Raw genomic sequence first — 21,557 nt, 5'->3', positions numbered from 1 at the left:
GTCAACGGCACCGCCGTGGAGCACGCGATCAAGATCGGGCTGGCGCTGAACTGCGAGATCGCCGAGACCTGCCGATTCGCGCGGAAGAACTACTTCTACCCGGACATCCCGAAGAACTTCCAGACCTCCCAGTACGACGAGCCGATCGCCTACGAGGGTCACCTCGACGTGGAGCTCGAGGACGGCACGGTGTTCCGCGTCGAGATCGAGCGGGCGCACATGGAGGAGGACGCGGGCAAGAACACCCACGTCGGCGGTGCCGATGGGCGGATTCACGGGGCGTCGCACTCGCTCGTGGACTACAACCGCGCCGGCGTGCCGCTGGTGGAGATCGTCACCAAGCCGATCACCGGTGTGGGCGACCGCGCTCCCGAGGTCGCGCGCGCCTACGTGCAGACGCTGCGCGACATCTTCCGGGCGCTGGGAGTCTCCGAGGCGCGCATGGAGCGCGGCAACGTGCGCGCCGACGTCAACGTGTCGCTGCGTGCCACGCCGGAGGCGCCGCTCGGGACCCGCACCGAGACCAAGAACGTCAACTCGTTCCGCTCGGTCGAGCGGACCGTGCGTTTCGAGATCGCCCGTCAGGCGGAGGTGCTCGACGGCGGTGGCTCGGTCCTGCAGGAAACGCGCCACTTCCATGAGGAGGACGGCTCGACGTCGCCGGGTCGCGTGAAGTCCGACGCCGAGGACTACCGCTACTTCCCCGAGCCGGACCTGGTGCCGGTGGCTCCCTCGCGCGCATGGGTCGAGGAGATCAGGGCGAGCCTGCCCGAGATGCCGGCCGCGCGCCGCCGTCGGTTGCAGGGCGAGTGGGGCTACGCCGACGCCGAGATGCGCGACGTGGTCAACGCCGGCGCGCTCGAGCTGATCGAGGCGACGGTCGCTGCCGGCGCGAGCCCGGCAGCCGCGCGCAAGTGGTGGATGGGTGAGCTGGCTCGCACGGCCAAGAACCAGGACGTCTCGCTGGAGGAGCTGCCGGTCACGGCTGCCGCGATCGGCGAGCTGCAGTCGCTCGTGGACGCCGGTCGCATCAACGACAAGCTCGCGCGGCAGGTGCTCGAAGGCGTGCTGGCGGGGGAGGGCAGCCCCGAGCAGGTGCTGACCGCCCGCGGCCTGGAGATCGTCTCCGACGACGGCCCGCTGCTCGAGGTCATCGACGCCACCCTCGCCGCCCAGCCCGACATCGCCGAGAAGATCCGGTCGGGGAATCTGGGCCCGATCGGCGCCATCATCGGTGCGGTCATGAAAGCGACGCGCGGTCAGGCCGACGCGGGTCGCGTGCGCGAGCTTGTGATGGAGCGCGTGCAGAGCTGATCTGTCCCGCCGTGTAATGAACCGCGGTATCGGGACATGTCAGAGGTATGGGCGTGCGCAACGGTGCCACGGGCGGCCGATGGTCGTCCCCGTTCGTGGTGCGCGCGCTCGGACTGCTCGTGGCCCTCGCTGTCGCCGCTGCCGGGTTCCTCACCGCAGCAGCGGTGCTCGATGGCGGTAGCACCGAGCTGCCCATGGAGCACGGATTCGAGCGACGTGAGCACGGGACCGACGCGCTGCGGGGCACGACGGGCGAGCGGACGCCTCAGGGAAGCTGGTAGCGGATCAGGTCGCTGCCCTGCATGCCGACGAACGCCTCTCCCACGACGAGGGCGTCATTGGGCAGGAAGGCGCGCTCCCACTGCATCTCGCCGGTGTCGAGGTCGAACCCGTAGGAGTGCTGGGCGTCGATCGCGAGGGTGTCGCCCGCCAGGCCGCCGCCCGCGATGTTGAGGTACTCGTCCTCGATGGGTGAGGTCCACAGCACCGTGGTCAGGTCGGCGTCGAGCAGGCTCACGGTGTCGTCGGCAAAGACGAACGGATGCTCCGGGTCGCCGAGGAAGTTGAACGATGCTCCTGGGTCGTCGCTGACCTCGATCAAGGCGCCGTGCGTGCCGGTCAGCGGATCGACGCCGGAGACGGTGCCGTCCCAGTTGTCGACGATGATGACCGGTGCGATGTGCTGGTACCGGTCCACGAGGTAGTAGTCCTGCCAGCCCTCGCGCCACAGCTCGGCGCCGTCGGCATCCCGGCCCACCGCGTCGTCCTCGCCGGTGCACATCCACGCCTGCTCGGTCACCGCGACGCTGCGGCACTCGTGCATGTGGGGGCCCTGCGCGTCGACCTGCACGGTGCCCACGTAGGTACCCAGGAACAGGATCGTCGAGGGGCCCAGCCGGGCGACGTCCGGCTGGATCCACTCGGTCTCGTAGTCGCCGGTATCGAGCTCCTCGCGCCACATCGTGTTGCCCTGGAGGTCGAGACCGATGAGCTCGCTACGCATGGTGAAGGCCGTCAGACCGTCGTCACCCATCGGGACCACGAACACCGGGACATGCGCGATGTCGGTGGGGACCGGGTCGCCCACGGGTGCCCCGCTGCTCGCGTCCACGGTGACGAGCTCGAACGTGGACCCGCCGCTGCGGGTGAGGCAGACGAGTGCGTCACCGGTCGAGGTGGTGCAGCGGGCCTCGGGCATCGGGATCGACCACTGGACGTCGCCCGAGTCCGGGGCGACCGAGACGAGTCTCGCTTCCAGCGTGGAAGCCTCGAGCATGACGATCCACCCCGCCGTGGTCTCGAGGACCGTGCCGGACAGGGATCCCTCGGGGCTGTCGAACGCGCCGTAGTCGCCGAGCAACTGCTGGGAGCTGAGGGTCCAGTCGGCCTCGAGCTCGGGGGCATATCCACCCGGCGGGCCGCTGCCGCTGCCGCCGGTGCCGCCGCCCTGGGTCACTCCGACGATCAGCCCGATCACGATCACCACGACCGTGATGACAGCGGCGCTGAGGGCACCGAACGTCACCCCGGTCCCGGTGCGAGAGCGGCGACCCGTGCGTGCAGGGCGCGCGGTGGGGACAGGTGGGGTCGAGGGAGTCGGAGCGGGGCCCGGGGTGGCGGCCGGTGCGGCGGCGGGCGCCGCGGAGGTGTTCGCGGGTGTGCCCCAGGCCGGCGGTGCGCCGGGCGTGGGGATCGGGTTGCGGCGAGGCGTGCGTGTGCCCTCGCCCGGGTAGGCCGCGTAGGGGTTCGGCGCGGGCGTGACCACGGGTGCGTTGGTGCTGCTCGCGCTCGGGTAGCTCGTGCCGATCTCCGTGAACCTCGCTTCCGGTGGCGGCCGGTGTGCCGCCGCTCCGGCCGCCGTGCCCGCGAACCGGCTCCACCAGTTCTTCAGCCGACCCACGGGTGGAGGGTAGTCGAGGCCGCGTGCCCCGCCGTGCTCAGGCCCGCGGGTCGAACACGAGCAGACTGCTGGAGGCGGTGGCCACGAGCGTGCCGTCCTCGGTCGCCAGCGTGGCGTCGGCGAACGCCACGCGCGAGCCGGGCTTGGTCACGGTGCCCGTGGCCACCACGCGCACCCCGGCCTGCAGTTGCCGCAGGTAGTTCACCTTGATCTCGATCGAGGTGTACGCCTTGCCGGCCGGGAGCATCGAGTGCACGGCACAGCCGCACACGGTGTCGAGCATGGTCGCGGCGAAGCCTCCGTGCACCATTCCGATCGGGTTGTAGTGGGAGGGGTCGGGTGTCCCGCCGAACGCGACCTTGCCCTCCTCAACGGTCTCGATGTCCATGTTCATCAGCACCGCGATCGGCGGTGGCGGCACCGTGCCGTCGGCCATGCCACGCAGGAACTCGACCCCGCTCATCGTCATCCCGAGCCGCGCAGTAGCCATCGGATCGGTGAACTCGATGGTGCGGATGGTCGTCGAACGATCGCCGGACGCTTCAGTCATGCCGCAACTGTGCCACCGGGTCCGCGAATCACCCGAGAACTTCCGGCCCGGTCACTAGCGTGGCCGCATGATCCTCGCCGCACACGTACTTGGCTACGAGGCCCGCCACCCCACGGCGTACGACCTGTGAGCGGCGCACCGCTCGGGGCGACCGTGACGCCCGAGGGCACCACCTTCCGGCTGTGGGCGCCGCATGCGAACGCCGTCGCGGTGATCGGCGACCTCAACGACTGGGATGCGGATGCACACCCGATGACGCGCGGCGAGGGTGACATCTGGGAGGTCACGATCGCCGGCGTCGGCGCGGGTGCGCAGTACCGGTTCGCGCTGGACACCGCAGTCGGCAGGCTGGACCGTATCGATCCGTACGCGCGGGCGGTGACGAACTCGGTCGGCAACGGCATCGTCTGGGACCCGGATGCCTTCGACTGGCAGGGGGAGGCGTTCCGCTGCCCGCCGGCCCACGAACTCGTCATCTACGAGACGCACATCGGCAGCTTCGTCGCGGGCAAGGACGGTCCGGGAGACCTCGCCGACGCCCTCAGCAGGCTGGACTACCTGCGCAGCTTGGGCGTCAACGCGATCGAGCTGATGCCGTTGGCGGAGTTCGCGGGCGATTACTCGTGGGGATACAACCCGGCGCACATCTTCGCCGTCGAGTCCTCCTACGGTGGCCCGGACGCGTTCAAGAAGCTCGTCAGGGAGGCTCACCGGCGCGGCATCGCGGTGATCCTCGACGTCGTCTACAACCACCTCGGCCCCAGCGATCTGTCGGTGTGGCAGCTCGACGGCTGGTCCGAGAACGGCAAGGGCGGCATCTACTTCTACAACGACCACCGCAGCAGCACGCCGTGGGGCGACACCCGCCCGGACTACGGCCGCCCCGAGGTACGCCGATTCCTCATCGACAACGCCCTGTTCTGGCTACGTGAGTTCCACGTCGACGGGCTCCGCCTCGACATGACCCTGTACATGCGCAAGGTCGACGCCGGCGGGGAGGACATCGGCGACGGTTGGAGCATGATGCGCGACATCGCCGATGCGGTACGCGCCGAGCGGCCCGATGCCATCACGATCGCCGAGGACCTGCAGTCCGACCCAGCGATCACCTCAGCCGACGGTACCCGGCTGCAGTCGCAGTGGGACGCGCGGTTCGTGCACCCCGTGCGCGCGGCGATCATCACGCCCGACGACGGCGCCCGATCGATCCCGGCGCTGGTCGCTGCGGTCACGGCGCGCGACCACGACGATGCCTTCACCCGGGTGGTCTACACGGAGTCCCACGACGAGGTCGCGAACGGCAAGGCGCGCGTGCCGCAGGAGGTCGAGCCCGGCAACCCGAGCGGCTGGGCTGCGCAGAAGCGTGCGACGCTCGGAGCGGTGCTCGCGCTCACCTCGCCCGGCGTTCCGATGCTCTTCCAGGGGCAGGAGTTCCTCGAGGACGAGTGGTTCCGTGACACCGTGCCGCTCGACTGGGAGCGCGCCGAGCTGCTCCGGGACCTCGTGCGGCTGTACCGCGACCTGATCGCGCTGCGACGCAACCTCGCGGGCGACTCGGCGGGACTCACGGGGCAGCACACCGAGGTGCTGCACGCTGATGATGCCGCGAAGGTGCTCGCGTACGCGCGGCTCGCGGACGCCGATCATGCGGTCGTGATCCTCAACGCCTCGCACGAGCCACACGAGGCCGCCGTCCGGTTCCCCGGTCCGGGTGCCTGGCGGCTCCGGTTCAACTCCGACGGGCGCACGTACTCGGCGCTGTTCACCGATCACCCGAGTGCCGATGTCGAGGCTCACGGGGACGGGCCCTCCGCCGTCGTCACGATCGGACCGTACTCGGCCCTCGTCTACACGCGATAGGCTTGCAACAATGTGGAAGCACAATACCGCATTGTGGAATATGGAGCGAGAGCAGGAGTGACATGAACATCCCCGCAGGTCTCACCATCACCGCACCGTTGCCCGAGCGCGGCGAGGAGGTCGTCACCACCAGCGCGCTCGAGCTGATCGCGCGGCTGCACCGCGAACTCAACGGTCGCCGCCTGGAGCGGCTCGCCGCACGTCAGCAGGTGGTCGCCGACATCGCCGCCGGTGGCACGCTGGACTTCCTGCCCGAGACCTCGGGGATCCGCGAGGACGCCTCCTGGCGGGTGGCGGACCCCGCCCCGGGGTTGGTCGATCGGCGCGTCGAGATCACCGGTCCCACCGATCGCAAGATGACGATCAACGCCCTGAACTCGGGCGCCAAGGTGTGGCTCGCGGATCAGGAGGACGCCAACACCCCGCACTGGGGCTCGGTCGTGGGTGGGCAGCTCAACCTGCTCGACGCCGTCAGCCGCACGATCGACTTCACCGCCGAGAACGGCAAGAGCTACGCGCTCAAGCCCGACGCCGAGCTGGCCACCATCGTGGTGCGCCCCCGTGGCCTGCACATGGATGAGAAGCACATCCTCGTCGACGGCGAACCCACCTCGGGCGCGCTCGTGGACTTCGCGCTGTATGTCTCGACGGCGGGACTCGCCCAGATCGGCAAGGGTCTCGGCCCGTACTTCTACCTGCCCAAGATGGAGCATCACCTCGAGGCGCGGCTGTGGAACGACGCGTTCGTGATCGCCTCCGAGCACCTGGGCTTCGCGCGCGGCACGATCCGGGCGACCTGTCTGATCGAGACGATCCCGGCCGCGTTCCAGATGGAGGAGATCCTCTACGAGCTGCGTGAGCACTCCGCCGGACTGAACGCCGGCCGCTGGGACTACCTGTTCTCGATCGTGAAGAACTTCCGCAGCCGCGGCAGCGAGTTCCTGCTGCCGGACCGCAACTCGATCACGATGACGGCACCGTTCATGCGCGCGTACACCGAGCTGCTCGTGCGTACCTGCCACAAGCGCGGTGCACACGCGATCGGCGGCATGGCGGCCTTCATCCCCAGCAAGGACGAGGCGATCAACGCCGCGGCGTTCGAGAAGGTCACCGCCGACAAGACCCGCGAGGCGAACGACGGATTCGACGGGTCCTGGGTGGCGCACCCCGGCATGGTCGAGACGTGCCGAGAGGTCTTCACGAGCGTTCTCGGCGAGCGGCCGAACCAGATCGACAACACGCGTGAGGACGTGCAGGTCTCCGCGGAGCAGCTGCTCGACATCGCCTCGGCCGAAGGGGAGGTCACCGAAGAGGGCCTGCGCAGCAACGTGGACGTGGCGCTGCAGTATCTGCGTGCCTGGCTCGGCGGGCTGGGTGCCGTGGCCATCCACAACCTCATGGAGGATGCCGCCACCGCCGAGATCTCCCGTTCGCAGATCTGGCAGTGGCTGCGGGGCGGCATCGTGCTCAGCGACACCGGCCGCACCGTGACCAGGGAGCTGGTCGAACAGATCGTCGCCGAGGTCGTCGAGACGCTGCCCGGCGAGCCGAGCGATTACGACGAGGCCAGGCAGCTGTTTCTCGAGGTCGCCGTGTCCGACGACTATGCCGACTTCCTCACCACTCCCGCCTACGCTCGGATGGACTGAGTCGGCCCGAGTCGGCCTCGGTCGAGGAGTAGCGGGAGGTCAGCAATGCTGCTGGAGGAGTTCAACACGGCCACGCCGCAGCAGGCGGCGGAGCTCGTGCGCGCCTGCGCGGATGTCGACAGATGGGTCGAGGCCGTGGTGGCGGGGCGCCCGTACGGCGAGGTCGAGGATGCCGTCACGGCTGCCGAGACGCTGGCGCACCCGTGGACCGACGCCGAGATCGACAGCGCGCTCGCGCACCACCCTCGCATCGGTGAGCGCGCGAACGGGGCGGAACCCGAGGCGCAGCACTCGCGCCGCGAGCAAGCGTCCGTGGCCCAGGCGAGCGTCGACGTCAAGGAGCAGCTTGCCGCAGGCAATCGCGCCTACGAGGAGCGCTTCGGCCATGTGTTCCTCATCCGCGCCGCGGGACGTTCGCCCGCAGAGATCCTCGAGCAGCTGCAGCGACGGCTGCAGCACACGCCCGAGCGGGAGCGTGCCCTCGCCGCCGACAACCTGCGCGAGATCGCCGCCCGTCGACTGAGAGGCATGCTGACATGACGGACTCGCCGACCCGATCCTTCATCACGACTCACGTGCTCGACTCGGCCGTCGGTGCCCCTGCTGCGGGAGTCGCCGTCGTGCTCGACGCCCGAGAGGGCGATCGATGGCGCGAGATCGCGACCGGGACCACCAACGAGAACGGGCGCGCGGAGGCCCTCGGTCCCGAGCACCTGCCGGGCGGGACCTACCGACTGAGCTTCGCCGTCGGCGAGTACTACGAAGCGCGCGGAACGCGGACGTTCTATCCCGAGGTCGTCATCGCGTTCCGCGTGGAAGCCGAGCAGGCGCACTACCACGTGCCCCTGCTGCTGAGCCCGTTCGCCTACTCCACCTACCGAGGGAGCTGATCATGGTCGACCACGCGCCGGAGGCTGCGTCCGCGCAGCCGTACGAGATCGTCAGCGAGCACGCCGAGCTCGGCTTCAACCAGTACGGGAAGGCGGAGAACCGCCTCGTGCACGTGAGGCGTGACGGCGACGTGCACCACCTCACCGACGTCAACGTCACCAGCCAGCTGCGCGGCGACTTCACGCACGTGCACACGCACGGCGACAACGCGCACTGCGTGGCCACCGACAGCCAGAAGAACACCGTCTACTCGCTCGCGCGTGACGGCGTCGGTGCTCCCGAGGAGTTCGCGCTGCGGCTCGCCGACCACTTCACACGCAGCTACGACTGGGTCAACGGCGGGCGGTGGGAGGTGGAGCAGTACTCCTGGGACCGGATCGTCACCGAGAACGGACCGCACGACCACTCGTTCGTGCGAGGCGGCAAGGAGGTCCGCCGCACGGTGGTGCAGCGTGATGGCGAGGCCACCTTCGTGGTCTCGGGTGTCACCGACCTCACGGTGCTGAAGTCGAGCGGGTCGGCGTTCGTCGGGTTCGTCGACGACACCTACCGCACGCTCGCGGATGCGACCGACCGCATCATGGCCACCGACGTGACCGCATGGTGGAGCTACGACCCCGACCACGTCTCCGGCGTCGACTTCGACGCGACCTACGACTCGGTGCGGCAGATCATCCTCAGCCAGTTCGCCGAGCTGCACTCGCTCGCGCTGCAGCAGACGCTCTGGGCGATGGCTGTGAGGGTCATCGAGACCCATGAAGAGGTCACCGAGATCCGGTTCTCCTGCCCGAACAACCACCACTTCACCGTGGACCTGAGCCCGTTCGGGCAGGACAACCCCAACGTGGTGTTCTTCGCTGCCGACCGGCCCTACGGAAAGATCGAGGCGTCCGTGACGCGCAAGGGGGTTCCCAGCGAACCGCGCGCCTGGAACACCGTGCCGGCGTTCGCGTGAGGCAGCTACGCCTGCAGCAGCGCGGCGCCGATCGCGGCGGCGCGGCGCTGCAGTGCCGGCACAGCCTTCTCGCCGAAGGCGTCCGTGACGCGGGAGTCGGGACCCGAGACCGAGAGCGCTGTCGGGGTCGGTGCGCCGGGCACCGGTACCGCGTAGCAGCGCACCCCGATCTCCTGCTCGCCCTCGTCGATCGCATAGCCACGCTCGCGGATGACCGCGAGCTCGGCCAGCAGGGCGTCGATCTCGGTGAGGCTGTGCTCGGTCGCGGCGGGCATGCCGACGCGACGCACGATCTCACGCACCGCGTCGTCGTCGAGCTGGGCGAGTACCGCCTTCCCGACGCCGGTGCAGTGGGTGAACACGCGCCGGCCCACCTCGGTGAACATCCGCATCGAGTGGGCCGAGGAGGCCTGGGCGATGTAGACCACCATGTCGCGGTCGATCATCGCGAGGTTGGCGCTCTCACCCAGCTCGGAGGCGATCTCGGCGAGGAACGGGCGAGCGTCGGCGCCCAGCTGGCGGCCCGCGCTCTCGCCGAGCCGGATCAACCGGGGGCCGAGCGCGTATCGTCGGCTCGGCAGCTGCCGCACGTACCCCAGGGCAAGCAGCGTGCGCATCAGGCGGTGGATCGTGGGAAGCGGCAGACCGGTGCTGGTGGCGAGCTCGCTGAGCGCCGCCTCGCCCCCCGCGTCGGCCAGCAGCTCCAGCAGCTCGGCCGCACGTTCCACGGACTGCACCGACCCGCTGCGCGGTGTCTCGCTCGTTGCCACGTCCTCACCTTCCGTTCTTCGGAAAGAGTACTCCAAATGGCGGAATGTGAGGAACAATGGCGGAGTGTCCCGCGCGTCGCAGGCGGAACGCCCTCCGCCGGTCACCGCGGCGTGATACCAACCATGAGCAGTCTCCGTAAGCGCGCACCACACCTCCGAGGCGGAACCGATGGCGATCCCCAGTCCCAGCTACTCGATCACGATCCGGGTGGAGTCTCCAACCGGTCCTCGGACCACGACCGCCCTCGTCTCCGCGGTCGGCGACACCGGTGCTGCCGTGACCGGCATCGACGTGGTCGAGTCGACCGACAACGGCATGGTGGTCGACGTCTCCGCGAACGCCCGCGACGAGGCACACGTGCAGGAGATGTCAGCGCGGATCTCCTCGATGGAGGGCTTCAACGTCCGGTACGTCTCGGACGCGACCTTCCTCATGCACCTGGGAGGCAAGCTCGAGGTCAAGCCCAAGGTCAACCTGCGCCACCGCGACGACCTCTCGCGTGCCTACACCCCCGGCGTGGCGCGGGTGTGCCTGGCCATCGCCGCGCGCCCTGAGGATGCCCGCCGCCTCACGATCAAGCGCAACACCGTGGCCGTGGTGACCGACGGCACCGCGGTCCTGGGCCTCGGTGACATCGGCCCGGCGGCCGCGATGCCGGTGATGGAGGGGAAGGCGGCGCTGTTCAAGCAGTTCGCCGGCGTCGACGCCTGGCCGGTCGCCCTCGACACGAAGGACACCGAGGAGATCATCCGGATCGTCAAGGCGATCGCGCCGGCGTACGGCGGTGTCAACCTCGAGGACATCTCCGCGCCACGGTGCTTCGAGATCGAGCGACGGCTGCGCTCCGAGCTTGACATCCCGGTGTTCCACGACGATCAGCACGGCACGGCGATCGTGGTGCTCGCGGCGCTGATCAACGCGTTGAAGGTGGTGCAGAAGCGGCTCGAGGACGTCAAGATCGTCATCTCCGGGGTGGGCGCAGCCGGGTCGGCGATCATCCGGCTGCTGCTGCGTCAGGGCGCACGGCACATCGTGGGCTACGACGTCAACGGCGCGGTGGCGCGCTCCAAGCCGGCGCCGGACGACAACTGGGGCTGGATCTCCGAGCACACCAACCCCGACTGCATCGACGGCTCCCTGCGCGAGGGCCTCGCGGGTGCCGACGTGTTCGTGGGCGTCTCGGCACCGGACATCCTCACGGGTGCGGACATCGCGACCATGGCCGAGGGAGCGATCGTGTTCGCGCTCGCCAACCCCACGCCCGAGGTCGATCCGCTGGAGGCATCCGAGCACGCCGCCGTGGTGGCGACCGGGCGCAGCGACTACCCCAACCAGATCAACAACGTGCTCGCGTTCCCCGGCATCTTCCGCGGGCTGCTCGATGCGCGCGCCGTGAGCATCTCCGACGACGTGCTGCGGGTGGCCGCGCTCGCGATCGCCGAGGTGGTCAGTGACGCCGAGCGCAACGCGAACTACATCGTGCCGAGCGTGTTCGACACCGAGGTGTCGGAGGCGGTCGCGCGTGCCGTGGTGGAGGTGGTGCGCACCGAGCGGGAGGAGGCCGGTGAGGAGCTGCCCCCGACCGGCGCGATCCCGTTGGGGCTCGGGACCGGCCGATGACGCAGTTCTCCGGCGCGCTCGAGCGGATCGAGCGGCTGCTGGAGGCGCCCGATCGGGAGCTCGTGCGCCGGTATCCCGGTGCGGCCGAGTCCCGGCAGCCGGTGCACTCGGTCTACGTGCCTGCCCACCGGTTCGACGGCGGGACGATCGCCTCGTGGTCGGGCGCCGCTCAGGCGGCGCTCGGCTCGGCCGGTGGGCCGCAGCATCTGCTCGAGGTGCACGGCGTTCCGGCCGGAGCTGAGCGCGACCGGCTGGGCGAGCTGGTCGCGGCGAAGCTGCAGCGGGAGCCGATCGAGGATCTGCGGATCGACTTCGAGGACGGCTACGGCGAGGTCGGCGACGAGGAGGAGGATGCCGCAGTCGACGCTGCCGTGGCGGCGGTGGGGGAGCTGCGCGAGAGCGGGGAGCTGCCGCCGTTCATCGGGATCCGGTTCAAGAGCCTCGAGCAGCCCACGCGAGCGCGCGGGCTGCGCACGCTGGAGCGGTTCGTCACAGGGCTGCACCGCGGGCCGGGGCTGCCGCACGGGCTGCTGCTCACGCTGCCCAAGGTCACCTCGGTGGCGCAGGTCGAGGCGATGGTGGTCGCGCTGGCCGCGCTCGAGGAGGATCTTGAGCTGCAGCCGGGCTCGCTCACGTTCGAGATCCAGGTCGAGACTCCGCAGGCGGTGCTCGGACCAGATGGCACCTCGCTGTTGCCGCTCATGATCACCGCCGGTCAGGGCCGCGTGAGCGCCATGCCGTACGGAACGTACGACTACTCGGCCTCGCTCGGCCTCGCGGCGGGGGACCAGAGCATGGAGCATCCGGCCGCCGACCATGCGAAGGCCGTGATGCAGGTGGCCGCTGCCGGCACCGCGGTGCGACTGTCCGACGGCTCGACCAACGTGATCCCGGTCGGGGACCGGGATGCCGTCGATGCCGCGTGGGCCGTGCACGGGCGGCTCGTGAGGAGGTCGCTGCACCGTGGCTTCTACCAGGGATGGGACCTGCACCCGGCGCACCTGCCGAGCCGATTCGCCGCCACCTACGCCTTCTTCCGCGCCGGTCTCGAGGCGATCCTCGACCGCCTCGAGCGATACCTGGCTCACCGCGAGGGCGACGTCATGGATGAGCCGGCCACGGCCCGTGCGATGGCGTCGTTCCTCGTGCGCGGGCTCGACTGTGGTGCCGTGGGCGCGGACGAGGTGCCGTTCCCAGAGTCCGACCTGCGCGCCCTGCTGAGCCGACGGGTCGCAGGTTGACGCCTACAGGGCCCGCGAACTAACATTTGCCTGACAAGATTACAAGTATTGCATGTGTGGCAACGAGGTGGAGAGTACGCGATGCGGCTGACGGTCAACGGTTCGATCCTTCTCACTGAGTTGCCACTGCTGGAACGTCCGGCAGCCGTGCGCGCCGCGGGGTTCGATGCGATCGAGCTCTGGTGGCCGTTCGCCTCGTCCACGCCTGACCAGGCGGACGTCGACGCGCTGGTGCAGGCGCTCGCCGACGCCGGCGTGCAGCTCACCGGGCTCAACTTCAACGCCGGCGACATGCCGGGCGGCGACCGTGGTCTGGTGTCGTGGCCGGAGCGCGAGTCGGACTTTCTCGCGAACCTCGATGTCGTCACACAGATCGGCGAGCGCACCGGCTGCCGCGCCTTCAACGCGCTGTACGGCAACCGTCAGCCTGACGCCGATCCCGTGGCGCAGGACAGTCTCGGCGCACGCAACCTCGCCGCCGCGGCCGCCGCCGTCGCGCGGATCGACGGCATCGTGCTGGTGGAGCCGGTCTCCGGGATGGATGCCTACCCCCTGAAGACCGCCGCGGACACGGTGGCGGTGATCGACCGCGTGGCCTCCGAGCACGGCGCCACCAACCTCGGCCTGCTGCTGGACGTCTACCACCTGGCGGTCAACGGCGACGATGTCGATGCCGCGATCGCCGCCTACCGATACCGGGTCGCGCACGTGCAGATCGCCGACGCCCCGGGACGCGATCAGCCGGGCACCGGCGACCTGCCGATCGAGCGCTGGCTGGGCGACCTCGCCTCCGGCGGCTACGCCGGCTGGGTTGGCCTGGAGTACAAGCCGGCCATGCCCGCCTCCCAGACCGACCCGTTCGCCTGGGTGCCACGCGAGCGCCGTACGGCGCACTGACCGGCACCGACCGTACGAGAGGGGACCACTCACCATGACCACGCTTGCGTTCATCGGCCTCGGCATCATGGGCTCGCCGATGGCGGTGCACCTGCAGAACGCCGGGTTCGACGTCGTCGGCTTCAACCGGAGCCCGGAGAAGACCGCGCCGCTCGTCGAGGCGGGCGGGCGAGCTGCCGGGTCGGTTGCCGAGGCGGTCGCAGGCGCCGACATCGTCGCGATCATGGTGCCCGACTCGCCCGACGTCGCCGCGGTGCTGCGGGAGGACGGCGTGCTCGACCATGCAGCACCCGGCACGCTGGTCATCGACTTCTCCTCGATCCGCCCCGACGTCGCATCCGAGCTGGCCACCGAAGCTCAGGAGAAGGGGCTGCGCATGCTCGATGCCCCGGTCTCGGGAGGCGAGCCCGGCGCGATCAACGCGGCGCTCTCGATCATGGTCGGTGGCGAGGCATCCGACTTCGCGACGGCGTCCGAGGTGTTCGCAGCGGTCGGCAAGACGATCGTGCACGTCGGGCCCAGCGGTGCGGGCCAGACTGTCAAGGCGGCGAACCAGCTGATCGTGGCCGTCAACATCGAGGCCCTCGCTGAGGCGCTGGTGTTCTTGGAGGCCTACGGCGTGGATCTGCCGGCGGCTGTCGAGGTGCTCGGCGGCGGGTTGGCCGGCTCGGCGGTGCTCAACCAGAAGGCCGGCAAGATGCTCGAGCGCGCCTTCGAGCCAGGGTTCCGGATCGATCTGCACCACAAGGACCTCGGCATCGTGACCGCTGCCGCACGCGAGGCGGGCGTGGCCACGCCGGCGGCGGCGCTGCTTGCGCAGCTGATGGGTTCGGCACGTGCCAACGGCGATGGCGGCCTCGACCACTCGGCTCTCTACCGTGGCGTCGCACGGCTGAGCGGCGTGGATCACGAGCGCTGACGGCAGCGGTGTCGCGATCAGCGACACTGCCTCCATGCCGTCAGTCGTTGTCGCACCGGACAAGTTCAAGGGTTCCCTCGCCGCTGCCGAGGTTGCTGCGCACCTTGCAGCCGGGTTGCGGCGTGGCTCTCCCGGGTTGCGGGTGAGCGAGATCCCGCTCGCCGATGGCGGCGAGGGCACCGTGGACGCTGCCCTGTCCGCAGGTGCGCACGTCCGCGAGGTGCGCGTCACGGGGCCGTTGGGTACACCCGTCGATGCCCGGTACGCGCTCGCACCGAACCAGGGCGACGGCCCGACGGCGGTGCTCGAGATGGCGCTCGCCTCCGGTCTGTCCTACACCGCGGCCGACGATCGCTCCGCACGCGAGTCCACCTCGTTCGGCACGGGCGAGCTGATCTCCGACGCACTTGACGCCGGTGCCCGCCGGATCGTGCTCGGCGTGGGCGGCAGCGCCTCGACCGATGGTGGCGCCGGCCTGATCGCCGCCCTCGGCGGCCGACTCCTCGACTGCGGCGGAGCTGACCTCGCTCACGGCGGCGACGCTTTGCGCAGGCTCGCCCGGGTGGATCTGACGGGGCTCGACCGGCGCCTCGGTCCCGTCGAGGTCGTGCTCGCAGCCGACGTCGAGAACCCGTTGCTGGGCGCCACAGGCGCGGCTGCCGTCTACAGCGCACAGAAGGGTGCGGGCGCGCACACGGTCGCGGACCTCGAAGCGGGCCTGAACCGGTGGGTCGAGGCCCTCGCGGAGGCCGGTGTCGAGGGCGCCCGATCGGCCGCGTGGCAGCCAGGGGCGGGCGCTGCCGGCGGAGTCGGCTACGCCGCACAGCTGCTGCTCGGGGCGCATCGCCGCCGCGGCATCGAGATGGTGCTGGAGCTGACCGGATTCGGGGCGGCGCTCGAGGGCTCCGTCCTGGTGGTCACGGGGGAGGGGTCGCTCGACGAGCAGAGCCTGTTCGGCAAGACGCCGGTCGGCGTGGCGGCGGCGGCCCGAGCGGCCGGCGTGCCCACGATCGCGGTCGCCGGCCGCACCACGCTCTCTCGCGACGAGCTCACCGCGCACGGCTTCGCCGACCGCTACCTGCTCACGGAGTTCGAACCCGATGTCGCCGTCTGCCTCGCGGAGGCGGGCAGGCTGCTGGAGGATGTCGGAGAACGCATCGCCGTGGATCACGTGCAGGAGACGAGATGACCGAGCCGCTCGACCTCGTGGTCCGTGGCGAGGCGGTCCTGACATCGGCGGGCTTCCGGGCCCGCGAGGTCGGGGTGCGCCAGGGGCGCATCGAGGCGCTGGTGCCACTGGGCACCGGACTGGCAGCCGACCGTGTGGTCGACCTCGGCGCGGACGAGGTGCTGCTGCCCGGGCTCGTCGACACGCACGTCCACGTCAACGAGCCTGGCCGCACCGAGTGGGAGGGGTTCGACACCGCCACGCGTGCGGCCGCCCGGGGCGGGGTCACGACGCTCGTCGACATGCCGCTCAACTCGATCCCGCCGACCACCTCGGTGGCTGCCCTGCAGGAGAAGGTCGCGGCGACCGAGGGCAAGCGGCACGTCGACGTGGGGTTCTGGGGCGGCGCGGTACCCGGCAACACCGGCGAGCTGCGCGCCCTCCATGACGCCGGCGTGCTCGGGTTCAAGTGCTTCCTGCTGCACTCGGGCGTGGCGGAGTTCGGCTACCTCGAGCCTGACGAGCTCGAGGACGACCTGCGTGAGCTCGCCGGCTTCGACGGGCTGATGGTGGTGCACGCGGAGGACTCGCGTGCGATCGACCGCGCCCCGCATGCCGAGGGCGAGGTCTACGAGCGCTTCCTGCGCTCTCGCCCCCGCGGTGCCGAGAACCTCGCGATCGCTGCCCTCATCGAGCGTGCACGGTGGACCGGTGCTCGGGTGCACGTGCTGCACCTGTCCTCCTCGGACGCGCTGCCGATGATCGCCTCGGCGAAGTCCGATGGCGTGCGCATCACGGTCGAGACCTGCCCCCACTACCTCGCGCTCGCGGCGGAGGACGTACCCGATGGCGCCACCGCCTTCAAGTGCTGCCCACCGATCCGGGAGGCGAGCAACCGCGATCTGCTCTGGCAAGGGCTCCTCGACGGGACGATCGATGCAATCGTCAGCGACCACTCGCCGTCGAGCATCGATCTCAAGAACCTGGAGACCGGCGACTTCGGGACCGCCTGGGGCGGGGTGGCGTCGTTGCAGCTGGGACTGTCGATCGTCTGGACGGCGGCCCGCACCCGAGGCATCGACCTCGCGCAGGTGGTGCGTTGGATGGCCGCGCGACCCGCCGCGCTGGTGGGTTTGCGCGACAAGGGGACCATCGCCGTCGGGCATGACGCCGATCTCGTGGTCTTCGCTCCCGATGAGGCCTTCGTGGTGCGGCCCGAGAGGCTCGAGCACCGCCACGCGATCACCCCGTACGCCGACCACACGCTGTCCGGCGTGGTGCGGCAGACCCTGCTGGCGGGCGCCGAGATCGACCTCGAGCGCCCCGCCGGCCGACTGATCTGGAGAGGACAGGCGTGACCTACTACGTCCCACGCGGCGGGCTGCCGCCGCAGACCGACCTGACCACCGACCGCGCGGTCTTCACCGAGGCCTACGCGGTGCTGCCGCGCCGCACCATGAGCGACATCACCACCAGCCTGCTGCCGCATTGGGACGCGACCCGGCTGTGGGTGCTCGCGCGGCCGCTCTCGGGGTTCGCCGAGACGTTCTCGCAGTACGTCGTCGAGGTCGCCCCGGGCGGGGGGAGCAACCGGCCCGAGGGCGACAAGCGGGCGGAGGGTGTGCTGTTCGTGGTCGACGGCGAGATCTCTCTCGAGCTGTTCGGCTCCACGCACGTGCTGGTCGCGGGGAGCTATGCCTACCTGGCGCCTGGGGCGTCGTGGACGATCCGCAACCGCTCCGAGGCCACCGCCACGTTCCACTGGATCCGCAAGGCGTACCAGGCGGTCGACGGCATCGAGCCGCCGCCCTCGTTCGTGACCCACGAGAGCCAGGTGGACGCCGTCGAGATGCCCGACACGAACGGCGACTGGGCCACGCAGAGGTTCGCCGATCCCAGCGACATCCGCCACGACATGCACGTCAACATCGTCACGTTCCAGCCCGGGGGAGCGATCACCTTCCCGGAGACCCACGTGATGGAGCACGGCCTCTACGTGCTCGAGGGCAAGGCCGTGTACCTGCTGAACACCGACTGGGTGGAGGTGCAGGAGGGCGACTTCATGTGGCTGCGCGCCTTCTGCCCGCAGGCTTGCTACGCGGGCGGTCCGGGGCCGTTCCGGTACCTGCTCTACAAGGACGTGAACCGCCACGCGTCACTCTGGCGTCACCCCTGACGCAACCACGACATCATCCGACGCCACATGTGATGTCGCCATGGTGTTGACATGGCGTCACGGTGATGTCATGATGGCGTCATGGATCTCAACCCGTACGTCACGAGCCTCAACTCGGCTCTTGTCACCAGTGCGCAGACCTCGAGCCCCGAGGTCCGCGAGGCCGCTGAGCGCCTCGCCCAGGGCATGGAGCCGGCGATCCGGCTCACGTTCATGGAGATGGCCTCCGACGTCGCAGCCGAGGTGACCGCTCGGCTCGACGGTGACGTCATCGACGTCCGCCTCCGCGGCGGGAACCCCGAGATCGTGGTGGACCGCGCCAGCACGTCGCACGAGGACTCCACGGTTCCGTTCGGCACGCCCCCCGAGCCGCCCGCCGCGCCCGCCCCACCGCCGCCCCCGGTGGATGACGACGGCGGCATGTCCCGCGTCTCGTTGCGGCTGCCCGACTACCTCAAGGGGCAGATCGACGAGGCCGCAGCCGCCGAGGGCGTCTCGGTCAACACCTGGCTCGTGCGCGCGGCGCAACAGGCGCTCACGCCGCAGTCCGGCATCGACATCACCACCCCCGGCGGTCGCGTGCGCATCGGGCGCACGATGACCGGCTGGGTCCGCTGACACCACCCCCCAGAAGGAGCACACCATGTACAGCACCGCTTACGAGGCACTGATCGCGCAACGCATGAGCTCGCCGCTCGACGAGCAGCTCACGCGCATGTCCAAGCCGCGCCGTCGCCGCGCTCTCACCGGCACGTATCGACCGGTCGCCAACCGAGGGGCGCAGCTGTGAGGTACGAGTTCGAGACGACCGGGCCGCTGACGCTCGCCGCCAAGATGCGCGCCAGCGATCTCGTGGTCGTCGCCGACGAGGCGGCCCCGCTGGTGGTCGTGGACGTCGAGCCCCGCCGCGGTGGCGACGACCTCGCCGCCGCGACCCGCGTGGAGATGGCCGGCGGCCGCCTCGAGGTGGCCGTGCCCAAGTCGGTGGGCGGGCTGTTCGGCAGCCGCGGCTCGGTGGTCGTCACCGTGACGATCCCGCCCGGCAGCTCGATCGACGTCGAGACCGGATCCGGCGATGTGCGCACCCAGGGCGCGCTCGCATGGGCGGAGATCAAGAGTGGTTCCGGTGACCTCACGCTCGAACGCGCCGAGGAGGTGCGCATCGCCAGCGGCTCCGGCGACGTCAGCCTCGGCGAGACGGGCAGCGCCACCGTGACGACCGGATCCGGCGACATCCGGATCGGACGCAGCGCCGGCCGCTCCGAGCTGCGGGCCGGGTCCGGCGACATCACCGTGGAGGGATCCGGCGACCTGTCGGTCACCACCGGTTCCGGTGACGCCACGATCGGCGCCGCCGCCGGCCGGGTTCAGCTCGGCAGCGGCTCCGGCGACCTCACCGTGCGCACCATCAGCCACGGCGAGGTCAGTGCCAAGGCCGCCTCTGGCGACGTCCTCGTGGGCGTCGCGCGCGGCACGGCTGCGCTGCTCGACTGCAGCTCGATCTCCGGCCGCGTCAGCTCCGACCTCGAGGCCGGCGACGAGCCCAGCGAGGGCGAGAACGGCGCCGTGCTACGGCTGCGTAGCGTCAGCGGCGACATCCGCGTCCACCGCGCCTGAGCACCCTCGCCCGGCACAGCCAGCCTGTCAACGCCCTTCCGGCACAGCCAACCTTTCAACGCTGTTCCGGCATCACCGACAGGCGATGCCGGAACAGCGGTGAAAGTCTTGTGGTGGCGGAAGAGCGTTGAAATCAGAGGGTGGGGAGCCAGGCCTCGACGGCGGAGCGAAGTCCCGGCATGTCGGACCTGAGTGAATGGTTGCCTCGCAGACGTACGATCCTGCGGTTGTCATCCTCCGGCGGCATGCCGAACGGGTCGGACTCGCCCTGCACGATCAGGACGGGCACCCGGACTGCGTCGAGCTCAGGGAGGCGCGACTTCGTCGGATCGTTCGCCCTGCCCGGCGGATGGAGGGGGAAGGCGAGGCACACGACGCCGGTGGCTGCGCCGTCGTCGGCGGTACGACACGCGACCCGAGCCCCTGACGACCGCCCGCCGACCACCAGCGGGCCCGACCCGATCACGCCCTTCTCACGGAGGGCCGCGAGCACGGCGAGCCAGGCGACGTCGAGCTGGGCGGCCGGCGCCGGAGCGCGCCGCCCCGCGACCCGGTAAGGCTGGTCCACGAAGACGACCGACCAACCCAGTCCTCGGGCGACTGCGCCGGCGGCGCGCAGGTCGGGCGCGTGGGTGCCACCGCCCGCGCCGTGCCCGAGCACGAGCACGCCGTCACCGTCGCCGGGCAGCACCTCGGCACGTGCGAGGCCGTGCTGGGTCTCGATCTCCATACCTCAGCGTAGGCACGAGAAGAGCCGGCCACCATCGCTGGTGGCCGGCCCGTGATCTCGAATGAGGGGGTCAGTCGAGATCGGCCTCCTTCTCGACGCGCTGCGATGTGGTGGCCACCGCTGCGGCTACCTGCCGCAGCCCCAGCCCGCCCAGGACGAGCAGGATGCCGAGAACGATGGCCATGGCGGCGACGCCGTAGGAGACGACCGAGGTGAACAGGGACGCCCGCAGGAAGGAGGCGTTCATGACGGTGTTGCGCTGCGCCTGCAGCTCTTCGGCGCGTTCGGTGTCGCCGGCGTCTTGTGCCTCGGACACCAGGGCACCCAGCTCGGCGTAGGTGTTGCCGCCGGCGATCGCGGTGGCGTGCATGTCGATGATCTCAGCCTGCGCGTACGCGGTGAAGGGTCCGGAGACCGTCTGACCTGCGGTCCAGGACAGGGCGGGCACGGCCTCACCGGCGTCGTCACCGACCGTGATCTTCTGCGCGGAGAGCTGGGTGCCGATCAGCACCCACACGGCTGCACCGGCGAGTACGAAGATGACTCCGGCGATCAAGGCGGCGAGACCTGCCATGGTGGCGGTACGGGTGGAGCGGGCGGGGCTGGACACGATTCCTCCTCATGAGGCTGGGTGTGGGGCGGGCTTGCAGGACCAGTCTGGCGCGCCCGAGTCGCGGCCGCGTGGGTCCGAGGTCCTGGGCCGGAGGTCCCGGATCGGATCCACCGGTCGGCGGTGCACCCGGCATCGTGCGGTCATAGACTCGCGAACATGGCCATCACCGAGGAACCGGGACCCGACATCAAGCCCCGCAGCCGGGTGGTGACCGACGGGCTGGAGGCAACCGCGTCACGCGGCATGTTGCGTGCGGTCGGGATGGGCGACGAGGACTTCGCGAAGCCCCAGATCGGCGTCGCGAGCTCGTGGAACGAGATCACGCCGTGCAACCTGTCGCTGGACCGGCTCGCGCAGGCGGTCAAGCAAGGGGTGCACGCCGCGGGCGGATACCCGTTGGAGTTCGGCACGATCTCGGTATCCGACGGCATCTCGATGGGGCACGAGGGGATGCACTTCTCACTGGTCTCGCGCGACGTGATCGCAGACTCGGTCGAGACCGTGATGCAGGCGGAGAGGCTGGACGGCTCGGTGCTGCTCGCGGGGTGCGACAAGTCCCTGCCGGGCATGCTCATGGCCGCTGCCCGCCTCGACCTCGCCGCCGTGTTCCTGTATGCCGGCACCATCCTCCCCGGCGTCGCCAAGCTCTCGGACGGCACCGAGAAGGAGGTCACGATCATCGACGC

Annotated in this window: 23 protein-coding genes; 18 read left to right on the top strand and 5 right to left on the bottom strand. The window is 70.2% G+C overall.

Annotated elements, in window-relative coordinates:
- Positions 1–1,314, top strand: a 1,314-nt coding sequence (gene gatB, locus ACOJSN_RS04735; RefSeq protein ID WP_420111358.1) for an Asp-tRNA(Asn)/Glu-tRNA(Gln) amidotransferase subunit GatB, incomplete at its 5' end; no start/stop codon positions are given.
- 53 nt (positions 1,315–1,367) lie between these two features.
- Positions 1,368–1,595 carry a hypothetical protein gene (locus ACOJSN_RS04730; protein WP_420111357.1) on the top strand — a complete coding sequence of 76 codons (228 nt, stop codon included), beginning with the start codon at positions 1,368–1,370 and terminating at the stop codon, positions 1,593–1,595.
- Here the strand turns inward: ACOJSN_RS04730 and ACOJSN_RS04725 are convergent.
- Positions 1,580–3,214: a hypothetical protein gene (locus ACOJSN_RS04725; protein WP_420111356.1), complete on the bottom strand. Its 1,635-nt coding sequence runs from the start codon at positions 3,212–3,214 to the stop codon at positions 1,580–1,582. The two genes, ACOJSN_RS04730 and ACOJSN_RS04725, sit on opposite strands and share 16 nt — an antisense overlap.
- A 37-nt stretch (positions 3,215–3,251) precedes the next feature.
- Positions 3,252–3,764 (bottom strand): PaaI family thioesterase, encoded by a 513-nt coding sequence (locus ACOJSN_RS04720; RefSeq protein WP_420111355.1) that lies wholly within the window; start codon positions 3,762–3,764, stop codon positions 3,252–3,254.
- A gap of 126 nt (positions 3,765–3,890) precedes the next feature.
- On the opposite strand from ACOJSN_RS04720, the gene ACOJSN_RS04715 reads away from it, so the two are divergent.
- The 5 genes from ACOJSN_RS04715 (at position 3,891) to pucL (ending at position 9,119) form a co-directional block, all read left to right on the top strand.
- Positions 3,891–5,624, top strand: coding sequence for an alpha-amylase family glycosyl hydrolase (locus ACOJSN_RS04715; protein ID WP_420111354.1), 1,734 nt, complete (start codon positions 3,891–3,893; stop codon positions 5,622–5,624).
- Between the two features lie 62 nt (positions 5,625–5,686).
- Entirely contained in the window at positions 5,687–7,273 is a 1,587-nt protein-coding gene (gene aceB, locus ACOJSN_RS04710; RefSeq protein ID WP_420111353.1) for a malate synthase A, read from the top strand.
- Between the two features lie 45 nt (positions 7,274–7,318).
- Entirely contained in the window at positions 7,319–7,813 is a 495-nt protein-coding gene (gene uraD, locus ACOJSN_RS04705) for a 2-oxo-4-hydroxy-4-carboxy-5-ureidoimidazoline decarboxylase (RefSeq protein WP_420111352.1), read from the top strand.
- Positions 7,810–8,163, top strand: coding sequence for a hydroxyisourate hydrolase (gene uraH, locus ACOJSN_RS04700; protein WP_420111351.1), 354 nt, complete (start codon positions 7,810–7,812; stop codon positions 8,161–8,163). Before uraD ends, uraH begins: the two co-directional genes overlap by 4 nt.
- Before the next feature lie 2 nt (positions 8,164–8,165).
- Positions 8,166–9,119, top strand: coding sequence for a factor-independent urate hydroxylase (pucL, locus tag ACOJSN_RS04695; protein WP_420111350.1), 954 nt, complete (start codon positions 8,166–8,168; stop codon positions 9,117–9,119).
- A gap of 5 nt (positions 9,120–9,124) precedes the next feature.
- Here pucL and ACOJSN_RS04690 read toward each other — a convergent pair whose 3' ends face one another.
- Positions 9,125–9,889 (bottom strand): IclR family transcriptional regulator, encoded by a 765-nt coding sequence (locus ACOJSN_RS04690; RefSeq protein ID WP_420111349.1) that lies wholly within the window; start codon positions 9,887–9,889, stop codon positions 9,125–9,127.
- Between the two features lie 169 nt (positions 9,890–10,058).
- On the opposite strand from ACOJSN_RS04690, the gene ACOJSN_RS04685 reads away from it, so the two are divergent.
- From ACOJSN_RS04685 to ACOJSN_RS04640, 10 genes are all read left to right on the top strand, one after another.
- Entirely contained in the window at positions 10,059–11,510 is a 1,452-nt protein-coding gene (locus tag ACOJSN_RS04685) for an NAD-dependent malic enzyme (RefSeq protein ID WP_420111348.1), read from the top strand.
- Entirely contained in the window at positions 11,507–12,751 is a 1,245-nt protein-coding gene (locus ACOJSN_RS04680; RefSeq protein WP_420111347.1) for a DUF6986 family protein, read from the top strand. The genes ACOJSN_RS04685 and ACOJSN_RS04680 overlap by 4 nt, the downstream gene beginning before the upstream one ends.
- A gap of 81 nt (positions 12,752–12,832) precedes the next feature.
- Positions 12,833–13,648: a hydroxypyruvate isomerase family protein gene (locus ACOJSN_RS04675; protein ID WP_420111346.1), complete on the top strand. Its 816-nt coding sequence runs from the start codon at positions 12,833–12,835 to the stop codon at positions 13,646–13,648.
- Positions 13,563–14,567 carry a 2-hydroxy-3-oxopropionate reductase gene (locus tag ACOJSN_RS04670; RefSeq protein WP_420111345.1) on the top strand — a complete coding sequence of 335 codons (1,005 nt, stop codon included), beginning with the start codon at positions 13,563–13,565 and terminating at the stop codon, positions 14,565–14,567. Before ACOJSN_RS04675 ends, ACOJSN_RS04670 begins: the two co-directional genes overlap by 86 nt.
- A gap of 34 nt (positions 14,568–14,601) precedes the next feature.
- Positions 14,602–15,756, top strand: a complete 1,155-nt coding sequence (locus tag ACOJSN_RS04665; protein ID WP_420111344.1) for a glycerate kinase — start codon at positions 14,602–14,604, stop codon at positions 15,754–15,756.
- On the top strand, positions 15,753–17,093 hold the full coding sequence (gene allB, locus ACOJSN_RS04660) for an allantoinase AllB (RefSeq protein WP_420111343.1): 1,341 nt from the start codon (positions 15,753–15,755) through the stop codon (positions 17,091–17,093). Before ACOJSN_RS04665 ends, allB begins: the two co-directional genes overlap by 4 nt.
- Positions 17,090–17,911: a bifunctional allantoicase/(S)-ureidoglycine aminohydrolase gene (locus ACOJSN_RS04655; protein WP_420111342.1), complete on the top strand. Its 822-nt coding sequence runs from the start codon at positions 17,090–17,092 to the stop codon at positions 17,909–17,911. Before allB ends, ACOJSN_RS04655 begins: the two co-directional genes overlap by 4 nt.
- An 81-nt stretch (positions 17,912–17,992) precedes the next feature.
- On the top strand, positions 17,993–18,529 hold the full coding sequence (locus tag ACOJSN_RS04650) for a histidine kinase (RefSeq protein WP_420111341.1): 537 nt from the start codon (positions 17,993–17,995) through the stop codon (positions 18,527–18,529).
- A 25-nt stretch (positions 18,530–18,554) separates the two neighbouring features.
- Entirely contained in the window at positions 18,555–18,701 is a 147-nt protein-coding gene (locus ACOJSN_RS04645; protein WP_420111340.1) for a hypothetical protein, read from the top strand.
- Positions 18,698–19,528, top strand: a complete 831-nt coding sequence (locus ACOJSN_RS04640; RefSeq protein WP_420111339.1) for a DUF4097 family beta strand repeat-containing protein — start codon at positions 18,698–18,700, stop codon at positions 19,526–19,528. The genes ACOJSN_RS04645 and ACOJSN_RS04640 overlap by 4 nt, the downstream gene beginning before the upstream one ends.
- Before the next feature lie 133 nt (positions 19,529–19,661).
- Here the strand turns inward: ACOJSN_RS04640 and ACOJSN_RS04635 are convergent, their stop codons facing one another.
- Positions 19,662–20,258 (bottom strand): alpha/beta family hydrolase, encoded by a 597-nt coding sequence (locus tag ACOJSN_RS04635; RefSeq protein ID WP_420111338.1) that lies wholly within the window; start codon positions 20,256–20,258, stop codon positions 19,662–19,664.
- A 70-nt stretch (positions 20,259–20,328) separates the two neighbouring features.
- Positions 20,329–20,868, bottom strand: a complete 540-nt coding sequence (locus ACOJSN_RS04630; RefSeq protein ID WP_420111337.1) for an aromatic ring-opening dioxygenase LigA — start codon at positions 20,866–20,868, stop codon at positions 20,329–20,331.
- Between the two features lie 159 nt (positions 20,869–21,027).
- Between ACOJSN_RS04630 and ACOJSN_RS04625 the strand changes: the two genes are divergently transcribed.
- A partial coding sequence (locus ACOJSN_RS04625) for a dihydroxy-acid dehydratase (RefSeq protein WP_420111336.1) occupies positions 21,028–21,557 on the top strand: 530 nt, incomplete at its 3' end.

This window comes from Pseudactinotalea sp., from assembly GCF_048594945.1.
Classification (GTDB): domain Bacteria; phylum Actinomycetota; class Actinomycetes; order Actinomycetales; family Beutenbergiaceae; genus Pseudactinotalea.
This window is presented reverse-complemented; position numbering and strand designations above follow the sequence as displayed.